This is a genomic window from Echinicola soli, from assembly GCF_006575665.1.
Taxonomy (GTDB): domain Bacteria; phylum Bacteroidota; class Bacteroidia; order Cytophagales; family Cyclobacteriaceae; genus Echinicola; species Echinicola soli.
Genome location: NZ_CP041253.1, coordinates 4,492,741 through 4,504,881, shown reverse-complemented (window position 1 = coordinate 4,504,881; position 12,141 = coordinate 4,492,741). Strand labels below are relative to the sequence as shown.

5 protein-coding genes are annotated in these 12,141 nt (G+C 47.3%); all 5 read left to right on the top strand.

Going from position 1 to position 12,141, the window contains the following annotated elements:
• Nucleotides 1–118 precede the first annotated feature (118 nt).
• Nucleotides 119–3,277 carry a SusC/RagA family TonB-linked outer membrane protein gene (locus FKX85_RS17685; RefSeq protein WP_141615992.1) on the top strand — a complete coding sequence of 1,053 codons (3,159 nt, stop codon included), beginning with the start codon at nucleotides 119–121 and terminating at the stop codon, nucleotides 3,275–3,277.
• Nucleotides 3,278–3,296: 19 nt separating this feature from the next.
• Nucleotides 3,297–4,961 carry a RagB/SusD family nutrient uptake outer membrane protein gene (locus FKX85_RS17680; RefSeq protein WP_141615991.1) on the top strand — a complete coding sequence of 555 codons (1,665 nt, stop codon included), beginning with the start codon at nucleotides 3,297–3,299 and terminating at the stop codon, nucleotides 4,959–4,961.
• A gap of 258 nt (nucleotides 4,962–5,219) precedes the next feature.
• On the top strand, nucleotides 5,220–6,515 hold the full coding sequence (locus tag FKX85_RS17675; protein ID WP_141615990.1) for a glycan-binding surface protein: 1,296 nt from the start codon (nucleotides 5,220–5,222) through the stop codon (nucleotides 6,513–6,515).
• 523 nt (nucleotides 6,516–7,038) lie between these two features.
• On the top strand, nucleotides 7,039–10,365 hold the full coding sequence (locus FKX85_RS17670; RefSeq protein ID WP_141615989.1) for a VCBS repeat-containing protein: 3,327 nt from the start codon (nucleotides 7,039–7,041) through the stop codon (nucleotides 10,363–10,365).
• 13 nt (nucleotides 10,366–10,378) lie between these two features.
• A complete protein-coding gene (locus FKX85_RS17665) occupies nucleotides 10,379–12,136 on the top strand; it encodes a glycoside hydrolase family 9 protein (protein WP_141615988.1) in 1,758 nt (585 codons plus the stop codon).
• Nucleotides 12,137–12,141: the final 5 nt, after the last annotated feature.

Below are 12,141 nucleotides of genomic sequence, written 5' to 3'. Positions count from 1 at the left end.
TAACGACAGCCTATTGCTATCCTACGCCTAAACCTGTTGGGAAAGGCTTCCCATAAGTTTTTGGCTGTTGGGAAAGCCTTTTTTCATCTATTTACCTAATAAATAAACCTCAATAACTATGAAAAAATGCTTACTCTTAGGGTTTCTGCTGCTGATCGCAGGAATCACCTATGCCCAGGTCACGGTGACGGGAAAGGTAAGTGCCGACTCAGATGGGGAAGCCATCCCCGGAGTCAGCATTATCATTAAAGGCACCACCAAAGGGGTAACAACGGACCTGGAAGGAAATTACAATATTACGGCTTCTTCAGATGATGTGCTGGTCTATAGCTTTATAGGCTACAAGCAGCAGGAAGTGGCCGTCGGCAATCAAAGTGTCATCAATATCCAACTGGAAGAAGATATCTCCAACTTGGAGGAGTTTGTAGTGGTCGGTTACGGAACCATGAAAAAATCAGACATGTCCAGCGCCCACGTGACAGTAACCTCCGATGATATTGAGAAAACGGTGAACACCACCATCGAGCAGGCTATCCAAGGCCGCGCAGCAGGAGTGTACGTAACCAAGAACACCGGTGCGCCCGGAGGTGGTCTTTCAGTGAATATCCGGGGTATCAATTCCATAGGAGGCACAAACGAACCACTTTATGTCATCGACGGCGTGCAGATCCAACCAAACACGGTCACCTACGGCCCTACTTCCGGTACCAACCCTTTGGCGGGCTTGAATCCCAGTGATATCGAATCCATGGAGATCCTTCAAGGACCTTCGGCTACCGCCATTTATGGTTCTCGTGGTACCAATGGTGTGGTGCTGATCACGACCAAAAGAGGAAAAGAGGGGCAGACCAATATCAATTATTCGTATTTGTACAGCTTGCAGGACAAGCCAGATAACCTGGCTGTCATGAACCTGCGACAATATGCGGAGATGACCAATACCATTCGTGACCTGACGGGGGGGGATCCACCGGCAGCATTTTTGGACCCATCCTTACTGGGTGAAGGAACAGATTGGCAGGATGCCCTTTACAAAACAGCCGCGCTGAACAAGCATTCCCTGAGCCTTAGCGGTGGTAATGAAAGCACCAAATACTACTTGTCCGGTGAGTATTTTAACCAAGACGGAGTGGCCATTGGTTCTGGATTTGAGCGGTATTCCATCAGGCTTAACTTGGATAACGAAGTCCGGGATTGGCTGAGCATCGGGGTGAACCTGGCATTGAATGAAACGGATGAACAGCTCGCCACCGGAAGTAGTGATGTGATTAATTATGCCATACAGATGGCTCCCAATATTCCAGTTCAAAACCCTGACGGAAGCTGGGGCGGAGCGGATGCGCTGAATGGAAGCAGCTTGCAATTCACCCCTCCAAACCCCATCGCCCTGGCCAATTTGCTGGACAGAACCTACAAGCGAAGACAGGCACTGGGGGGACTGAACGTAGGAATTGACATTATGGAAGGACTGAAATTTACCACCCAGCTGAACGGCAATATCAACTATGCCAATGGGCATTTTTGGAGACCTACATATACCCTGGGTTCTGTGACCAATGATGTGAATGAGCTGACCAGCAAAGCCGAAAACAGTTTCTACTGGAACTGGTCACAAACCTTGACCTATAATAAGACATTTGCCGACAAACATGATTTAACCGTGATGTTTACCCATGAGGCACAAGAGTCCAGTTGGGAGTCGATAGAAGGATCAAGGCAAAATTTCACTTCCAATGATCTCCCGGTTTTGGGGCTGGGTTCCTCACAAGGAGCTACCAATGGTGGCAACAAAAACCAATGGGCCATGGAATCCTACCTGGGAAGAATCAATTACACGTATGATGACAAGTACATCGTATTGGCAGCCTTACGTGCTGATGGATCAGCGAACTTTGGCCCTGAAAACCGGTGGGGGTATTTTCCTTCTGTTTCGGCGGCATGGAGAATGTCAGAAGAAGATTTTATGGCTGGAATGGCCGCGGTGGATGAGTTGAAAATTCGTGTTGAAACTGGACTTACCGGTAATCAGGGAAGTGCCAATGCCATCTATGCACCACTCAGTTCTCCGAGCGTCCCTACTCCTTGGGGCGGTGGATTTTTGGTGACACGATACGGTAACCCAGAGTTGGCCTGGGAAGAAACCCAGACCTACAATGTGGGCTTTAACCTGAACATGTTCAACAACCGGGTGCAGGTAGAAGGTGATTTTTATAAGAAAATCACCGATAACCTGCTGCTGCCCAATCCACTTCCTTGGTATATGGGTACAGAAGGAGAAGGAAGTATCGGTACACCGACGGTGAACATCGGAGCACTGGAAAACCAAGGTTATGCCTTTACGGTCAATACCATCAATATCGATAACAGGGCCACCTCATTCAGATGGAGTTCCAATTTTAATTTTTCCGGCTTCAAGACAGAAGTGACAGAGTTTTATTCTGAGTCTGCCTTTATTGACCGGACCGCTTGGTACATGAATGACTTCACCCAACGGGCGGTCATTGGCCAATCTCCTTGGTTGTTTTATGGCTATCAGTATGATGGGATTTTCCAATCGGTCGAAGACATCGAAGGCAGTGCTATACCTGCAGATAATAACGGTGAAAGGCTTCCCATTGGGGAAGATGACATCTGGGTCGGTGATATCAAATATAAAGACCTCAATGGAGATAATATCATTGACGAGCGGGATCAGACTTTTATCGGTAATCCCTGGCCTAAGTTTACTTTTGGTACCACGCAGACCTTTGAGTATAAAGGGTTCAAATTGGATATTTTGCTGCTGGGTGCGCTCGGAGCGGATGTGTTTAACTACTCACGCTTCTACAACACCAATCCCAATAATATCAACCTGGGCAGAAACCTGCTGGTGGAGACCTTTGATTATGCAAAAGTGGAAATGGACGGTGAAGGAAATCCTTATTTGGCCAATCCGGAAACGGATATTCCACGGATCACCGTAACGGATCCAAACGGAAATGGAACCAGGATCAGTGACAAGTTTGTGGAAGATGGTTCCTATGTAAGGCTTAAGAATATCAACCTAAGCTATGAATTTGATGAAGAGCTCCTGGGATGGCAAAATGTCATCCGCGGAGCACGCCTGTCATTTGGCGTACAAAACCTGGCGACATGGACCAAGTACAAAGGTTATGATCCTGAAGTAGGTGCTTATGTCGGCAATAATGTGGAGGCCGATAAGCAGCTGATCGGTGTGGACTACGGAAGGTATCCATCTACGAGAATGTACAATTTCAGCTTGGGCATAGATTTCTAATTTAAAAATGAGAACAGTCATGAAAAAATATATTCAAAAAGCCATGGTACTGGTGAGTGGACTGACCCTCACTGTAGGCTTATGGAGCTGTGGAGAAGAGTTTTTGGAGCGACCGCCGTTGGATGCAATCGTGGATGCCAATTTTTATCAAAATGACGAACAGGTATTGGCCGGAACGGCACCCCTTTATAATATTGTATGGTTTTCCTATAACGACAAAGCTTCCCATGGGATCGGAGATGCCCGTGGAGGAATCCTAACTTCTGGTTCCTATCAACTGGAAAATGTACGCTTCAATACCACTGGCGAAACACCGGAAAATGGTGCCTCTTGGCGATCATTTTACAATGTCGTAGGCCAATCCAATACGCTTATCAATAATGTGGTACAATATTCGGGAGAAGAGGTGTCCGACCGGATTAAGCGGCATGGCATAGCAGAAGGAAAGTTTATGCGCGGGCTGGCATATTATTACTTGGTGCAAAACTGGGGGCCTGTGCCGATCATAACCAATAACACAACGCTGCTACAGGATACGACCATTGCACGGAATACGGTAGAATCGGTTTGGCAGTTTATCATTAAGGATTTTCGCTATGCTGTGGACAATTTACCCGAAAGTTCGGTGCAGGAGGGCAGGCTGAACAAGTGGAGTGCCGAAGGCATGTTGGCCAAAATGTACCTTACGAGAGCGGGTGTTTCCGGGAGTCGAAACCAAGATGATCTGGACAGTGCCGCTTACTTCGCAAAGCGTGTAATTGATAACAGCGGTGCAAGCCTTATGGATGAGTATGAAGACCTGTTCAAGACAGCCAATAACAATAACCAAGAAACCCTGGCGGCTCTTCAGTGGACTTACAATGCGGGTAACCTCAATGCTTGGGGTGCTCAAAATTCCGTGCAGGCATTCTTGGCCTACGGTTCCGAAATTACTGGTTTTTCGGATGGCTGGGGAGGAGATATTGGCGGCTCCAAATGGGTGCTGGACCTGTATGATGATTGGGTGTTTGACGAGCGTAGAAAAGCCACCTTTATGTTGCCTGGCGATCATTACGATTATATCACCCAAGTACCTGCAGGTGGTTCTGCACAAGAGTTACGCGTACCCGCTCCCAGCGAAGATGCCGGTCAGCCTTATGGCACCAGAGCTTGGGTGAAGAAATACGTGGTCGGCAGACCTGAGGACAATGACGGAAAAGTCGTGCAACAAGGAACTGAAATCAATACCTACATTTTACGGCTCTCGGATGTTTATTTGATCTATGCCGAAGCAATGCTGGAGACGGATCCTGCCGAAGCTCTGACCTATTATAACATGGTACGTGAAAGGGCAGGGGTGAGTACCAAGACCTCCATCACCTGGGAGGATATCTTCAATGAGCGGATTTTGGAATTTGCCATGGAAGGCCAGGCGTGGTATGAGTTTACACGGCTTCACTACTACGACCCACAGCGCACTTATGACTTGCTGAGCAATCAAGACCGGGGTACCTTCAGGATTTATCCGGATCAGATTCCAGATCCAAGAATGTGGGAAGTGGAGATTCCAGAAGACGATACCAGTCCAAGGTACTTTGATGTAAACTCCAGCAATTTCCATCTGCCAATTCCATCGGTGGAACTTTCCAAAGCACCGAACCTAAGGAAGCCACCGGTACCTTATGACTTTAGCTCAGGAGAATAAGGTGTTTAATAGATGGTGAGCTGTCATTCCGACGAAAGAAGGAGTTTTATGACCTGAGTTCAAGCCATTCTAAAAAAGGGCTTGCAATGAACGGAAAGAAACGTTGCGAGCGGAACGATAGTGGAGCGAAGCAATCTTTTGTTCAAAAAGGAGATTGCCACTCGCATCCCGATGGGGCAATGACGAAAGGTATTGATTTCATAGTCGAACTCACGTTTTTAAGATAATTAAACCCAGTAACCAATAACTCAGTAACCAATGAAAAATAATCATATAAATAAATTCAATCTCCTCAGCAGTGCACTGATCCTTGCGATGGCACTGTGTTCGTTGGCTTGCCAGGAAGACGAGGACGAAGTGACCGGCATGCCCTCGATCGAGCGTGTGCGCTATACGGATCCGACTACAGCAGATAGTGCCTTTAGTCGAGCCACTTTGGGCAGTACCTTGGCGATCATGGGGAAGAACCTGGGGACTACCCAGCAGGTTTACCTGAATGACTATCCGGTAGGGGTAAATCCCGCCTATGTCACCAATGAAAATGTCATCGTGACCATCACGGACAGCGTGCCAACGGTGGCGACCAATCCTGATGTGCCCAATATGCTTCGGCTGGTCACTAAAGGCGGGGAAGCGTCGATTCCCTTTCAGACCTTGCCACCCGCCCCACAGATCAGCCGTGTGGCCAACGAATACGTGAAGCCCGGAGATCAGCTGACGCTGTTCGGACGGTATTACTATTTTATCGATACGGTGTATTTCCCTGGGGAGGATGTCTATGTGACAGACGGATTCAGCACCAACAGCACAGGGAGCAGACTTACGGTGACCGTTCCTGACGGATTGGATTTTGGCGAAGGCAATTCCGTTACGGTGGTCACCCAAAGTGGCGCTTCGGCGACCAACAGAAGAACCCAGATTTATGATGGCGATGGCATGGTGGCGGACTTTGATACCAACGGTGCTCTCGAATGGCCCTGGAACTGGGGCTGGGGAATTTCCGGCAATATGATCGTGCCGTCCATAGGCGGCATTGAGGGCATTGATGGTAACTTCGGAGCGATCGATATGGATTTGCCGCCTTCTTATGGTTGGAGTAATGATAAGGTGATGAACTTTGCCAATTGGGGTGGGGTGAATATATTTCCGACTACGCCTGAAGATCGATATGCACCAAGTACTCCCTTGGGAAAATTTGAATTAAGAATGGAAATGGTCATTAATACAGATAGCCCCATCGATGACCTGATCCTGCAGGTGGCCTGGGGAAGTAAAATCCGAAACCAGTCAGATGACGGATGGGAATTTTACTCCATGAATGTTCCGATCAGTGATTTTATCTCTTCTACTGACGGAAAGTGGTACACGCTGTCAGGTAACCTTAGCCAGCTGTCTTTTGATAATAAGCGAATTGCCGACTATGCGGAATTTATCAGTGGAAATGGGGATGGGCTGACTGAACTAAGATTGGTCGTTCAGAACAGCAATTCAAGTGAAAGTATTCCAGTAGTCATGGGCATTGACAATGTCCGTGTGGTGAGGGCAGAAGAATAAAGCCAGTAAAGACGTAATTTTGGATTATGGTTTTGACTCTCGAAGCGGTAGTTTGCCGCTTCGAGTTTTAGTGTAGTGGTTAGGTTTGAGTATTGAGACTTGAGATAAAATCCCCATTCGCCGTGGCGGTTAGATAGGTGTCCTTCGGCTACGCTCAGGAACCTGGGTTGTGCTGAGTCTCGGCCTCAGTTCATTGCTGTCGAACAGTATTGCAAATTTCCCTTTAGGGGGCTAGGGGGTGATCAAAGCGGTTCCTGGTTGCTGCCATGCTGTACTGAGGGCTGTGCGCTAGTGCGGCTGGCTTTGAACTTTTAGCTCAAATAAGTGAGGTGAAAGCTTCATTTTCGAAATACCTGTGCATACCACCTGTCGTAACCAACAAGAAGAATATTAGAGCCCAAGACCTCATGGTGAAAGGATGTAGATAAAAATTTCAGCATTTATGTGTGGTTATCCGGGAAACCTGTGAGAAATTATAGTGCTGGTAATTCAGGCATAATCAAAAAATATAACAACACCCAAAATGACGAAATTTACCACCTACACCTTTCTTTTGATAGTCATGACGACGGGAATGATGTCTTGTTCGTATGATGATGAAAAAACCGAAGGTTCGGCAGCAGACCCGCTTTTTTTACTGCTTGACCATGAACAGAGCGGTGTGGTCTTTCGGAATACCATTACAGAAACCCCAGAGGCGAATGTTTTTAGGTACCAGTATTTTTATAATGGCGGTGGGGTGGCTTTGGGCGATGTCAATAATGACGGTTTGGAGGATATTTACTTCTCTGGAAATATGGTGGACAATAAACTGTACCTCAACAAGGGCGGAATGCAGTTCCGAGACATCACCTTGGCAGCCAATGTAGCCGGTAGACCACATGCCTGGGCTACGGGAGTGTGCATGGTGGATATCAATGGAGACGGATGGTTGGATATTTATGTTTGCTACAGTGGCGAACTGGCGACGGATAGCAGACGAAACCAACTTTTCATCAACCAAGGAGCCGACGAGAAGGGAATTCCATATTTTAAGGAAGAGGCTGCGGCTTACGGATTGGATGATCCGGCATTTACCACTTCGGCAGCGTTTTTTGATCTTGAAGGAGACGGCGATCTGGATGCTGTTTTGCTCAATCATAATGCCGACTTGTTCCGTAATTTGGATGCCATGTCGTTTGAGTACATCCTAGCGCAAAAGGACAAACACTCCAGCTCCAAGTTACTGGAGAATAGGGATGGGAAGTTTGAGGATATTACTGAGGAGGCAGGATGGGACGAAAGCCCGCTTTCTTATGGCCTGGGCTTGAGTATTGCTGATTTCAATGATGACCATCGGCCAGATGTTTTTATTGGCAATGATTATTCTGCTCCGGATTATTTGTACATCCAGCAGAAAGATCTAGTTTTTCGTGATGAGCTGCAGGAGAGGATGGGCCATACCAGTCTGTACAGTATGGGCAGTGATGCTGCGGATGTGAACAATGATGGCTTGGTGGACCTGATAAGCCTGGATATGCTTCCCCAGCAAAACAAACGACAGAAGCTGTTATCCTCCCAGGACAACTATGAGCATTTTAACCTGTTTCATGAAGTGGGACTTTACCACCAGTACATGCGCAATATGCTGCAACTGAACAATGGTGATGGTACTTTCAGCGAGATTGGTCAGGTGGCTGGTATTTCCAATACCGACTGGAGTTGGGCACCACTGTGGGTGGATTTTGACCAGGATGGATGGAAGGATCTATTTGTGACCAACGGCTTTTTGAGGGATTTCACCAACTTGGATTTTATCAAATACCGCAGCTCTATTTTTAATGTGGGAGCGATGGCCAAAGAAGATATCCTGAAAGTGATCAAACAGATGCCGTCTTCCGAGGTGAAGAACTATATCTTTAGAAATGGAGGAAACCTTCAATTTATCGATCAGGGCGAATCCTGGGGAATTGACCATTTTTCCAATAGCAATGGAGCGGCCTATGGTGATCTGGACAATGATGGAGACTTGGATTTGGTCGTCAATAACGTGAATTTGGAGGCCTTTATATACGAAAACAAAAGAAATGAGCGTCCAAACCACCAGTGGTTGCAAGTGTCCTTAACGGGAAATGGCACCAATACCCTTGGCATCGGTGCGAAGGTATCGATTTACCAAGGCCATAAGCAGCAGCTGCTCGAGCAAATGCCCTTCCGAGGTTATCAATCGAGCGTGAGTTCGGTGTTGACTTTTGGATTGACAGTGGGAAAGGTTGATTCGGTGGAAGTGGTGTGGAGGGATGGTTCCCGTCAGACTTTGACAGCCGTCTCACCCAATCAGCGGCTGTCCCTCACGCAAAAAGATGCCAAAAAAGATGTGGTCGATCCTAAAAAAGTACCGGCTCCCCTCTGGGAAAAAATGGATGCACCGTCTCTGGTCGCCCACAAGGATGTTCTGTTCAATGATTTTAAAAGACAGCCCTTGCTTATCAATCCACAAAGTACTTTAGGGCCTGTAATGGCCAAAGCCGATGTCAATAATGATGGCAAGCAGGATGTGTTTTTTGGAGGAGGAAAAGGGCAGGCCGCCAGTGTGCTGCTCTCCGTGGGGAGTCAAGAATATCAAGCGACGGAACAATCTGCATTCGAACAGGAAAAAGGTGCAGTGGACGCTGCCGCCTTATTTTTGGATGTGGATGGTGATGGTGACCAAGACTTATACCTAGCCAGTGGTGGCTACCACGATTTGTCACCAGGTGCAGCGTTACTGACCGATCGGTTATATGAGAATGATGGAATGGGTCATTTCACATTGGCTCCCGGGGCCTTGCCCCAAATAAAAGAAAGTACGGGCGCTGTGGTCGAGTGGGATTATAATCAGGATGGATCACCGGATATTTTTATTGGTGGAGCGGTCGTACCGGGCCGCTTTCCTGAATCTTACACTTCCAAGTTGCTCCAAAACGATGGCACAGGGAAATTTGCATTGGCACCTGAAGGGTTGACCAAGGCCTTTGCGCCACTGCACCTGGTGACGGATGCCAAGGTGGCCGATCTGGACAATGATGGAACGGGGGAATTGGTAGTCGTGGGCCGCTGGATGGGTATTGAGGTATTTGATTTTATGGATGGAGAAATAAAGCGGGTGACGAGTGATTATTTTGATCAATCATACGTCGGTCTCTGGAATACGCTGTTGGTGGAGGATTTGGATGGTGATGGACGAACAGAACTGGTAGCCGGTAACCTTGGATTAAATTCCCAGATCAAAGCGAGCAAAGAGGAGCCTGCGGAATTGTTGTTTAAGGATTTTGATGGAAATGGTGCCATGGATCCCATACTGTCCTTCTACATCCAAGGTGAGACCTATCCTTATGTCACGCGGGACGAGTTGTTTGAACAAATCAGTAAAAAGCGTACGGAGTTTGATAATTACGCTAGTTATGCGGAGGCAAAAATCGAGGATGTTTTTACTGAAGAAGAACTGGAAGGAGCACAAAATTATCAAGCCACGATTTTGGAGACGATGTTATTCTCACAAGTGGAATCTGGGAAATTTAAATTGCTACCACTGCCGGTTCAGGCTCAGTTTTCTCCGGTGTACAGTATAGTCAGCCTACCATACAGTGAAGGTAAGCGGCTTTGGCTGGGTGGAAATATCCACCATACACGCATAAAGTTGGGCGATACCGATGCCAATCATGGTGTCTTGTTAGCTGCGGATTCGCAAGGGAAGTACCGGTACATCGACCAAGTAACCAGTGGTTTCAATATCCAGGGAGATGTACGCAGTGCCCTGCAGGTGGGAGAAGAACTGTGGGTCGGGGTGTATAACCGGCCGCTGCTAAGATTTCAAAAAAATATTCCCTAAAACCTAATAACCTATGAAAACCTTTAGTTATGTGTGTCGAATTTATGTTGGCTTGGCACTTCTGCTGGGAGGCTGTCAGGAGAAGGAGTCTTCTGGTGAGTTGACAGAAGCCATCCGAATAAACCAAGTGGGACATTATCCGTCCGGTAAAAAAGTGGCAATCGTCTTGGAAGTGGGAAAAGGAGCAGCTTTTAAGGTGATTTCCAGTCCTTCAGGGAAGGAAGTGTATGAAGGCTCCTTAGTGAAAATAGGCCAGGATCAGGTGCCCCAAAGAGAAGTTTGGGTCGCTGATTTCAGCAGTCTTAAGCAACCGGGGCTTTACCAAATCACCGTTGAGGGATTGGGCAAATCTTATCCAGTCGTTATTCGCGAAGGTGTTTATGATGATGTATTGACAGCAGTGCTGAAGGGATATTATTTTCAGCGGGCATCTACTGCGCTTAAACCTGATCAAGCAGGGAAATGGGCACGGGCAGCAGGACACTGGGATGATGAAGTGTATGTGCATGCTTCTGCAGTGTGTGGGAATAGGACCGAGGAGACAGTCCTGTCCGCTTCCAAAGGTTGGTATGATGCCGGTGATTATAACAAGTACATTGTCAATAGTGGTATTTCAATGGGCACACTGTTGTCCTTATACGAAGACTTTCCGGATTATTTTGACCGGAAAAGCTGGGATATTCCCGAGAACCAAAATGCCATTCCGGATATTTTGGATGAGATATTGTGGAATTTGGACTGGATGGAGCAGATGCAGGATCCTCATGACGGAGGGGTTTATCATAAGCTGACCACAGCAAAATTTGAAGGAATGGTAACACCCGCGGATGCCACGGCGAAGCGATATGTAGTGAGCAAATCCACTGCTGCCACCTTGGATTTTGCGGCGGTCATGGCACAGGCGGCCAGGGTAATGAAACATGTGGAAGGCTTGGGAGACAGGGCTGTTAAATGGCAATCCCAAGCTGAAGCGGCCTGGAGATGGGCATCTGAAAATCCTGATCTTACCTATGACCAAGAGAAACTTAATAACACCTACGATCCAGCTATCACGACAGGAGCCTATGGCGATGGAAATTTGCAGGACGAATGGATTTGGGCTGCATGTGAGCTTTACCTTAATACTCTTGAAAAGCGTTATTTGGAAAAAATCCCTGTCGATTCTGTCCCAAGTTTTTCGGTGCCGAGCTGGAGTAATGTAGCATGGTTAGGATATTATTCGCTGTTAAGGCATGAAGATGAGGCATTGCAACCATTGATAGCATCCTTAAAATCCACCTTGAAAGCAACCGGTGATGATTGGGTATCGCAGATGGAGGAGACTTCTTTCCAATCGGTGATGGGAAAGGATCCCAAGGACTTTGTGTGGGGCAGTAACGCTGTGGCCGCCAATCAAGGCGTTGCGCTTATCCAACTGTTTTTTTTTGAAAAGCAGCCGGCTTATTTAGAGGCAGCCAAGGCGAATCTAGATTATCTATTAGGCAGGAATGCTACTGGATATTGCTTTGTGACCGGCTTTGGAGCCAAGTCTCCCATGTATCCGCATCATAGGATTTCAGAAGCTGATGGTATCGAGGAGCCAGTTCCGGGGCTCTTGGTAGGTGGCCCCAACCCTGGCCAGCAGGACGGTTGTGACTATTCTTCTACTGTTTTTGATGAATCCTATGTAGATCATGTTTGCAGCTATGCCAGCAATGAAATCACCATTAATTGGAACGCCCCCATGGCTTATTTGTTAGGAGCCGTGGTGGCGATGGAGCAATCAAAATAGAATAT

Bases quoted from the DNA above. Each gene is read 5' to 3' on its own strand.
- FKX85_RS17675 (WP_141615990.1), top strand. From the start codon at position 5,220: ATGAAAAATAATCATATAAATAAATTCAATCTCCTCAGCAGTGCACTG.
- FKX85_RS17670 (WP_141615989.1), top strand. From the start codon at position 7,039: ATGACGAAATTTACCACCTACACCTTTCTTTTGATAGTCATGACGACG.
- FKX85_RS17685 (WP_141615992.1), top strand. From the start codon at position 119: ATGAAAAAATGCTTACTCTTAGGGTTTCTGCTGCTGATCGCAGGAATC.
- FKX85_RS17665 (WP_141615988.1), top strand. From the start codon at position 10,379: ATGAAAACCTTTAGTTATGTGTGTCGAATTTATGTTGGCTTGGCACTT.
- FKX85_RS17680 (WP_141615991.1), top strand. From the start codon at position 3,297: ATGAAAAAATATATTCAAAAAGCCATGGTACTGGTGAGTGGACTGACC.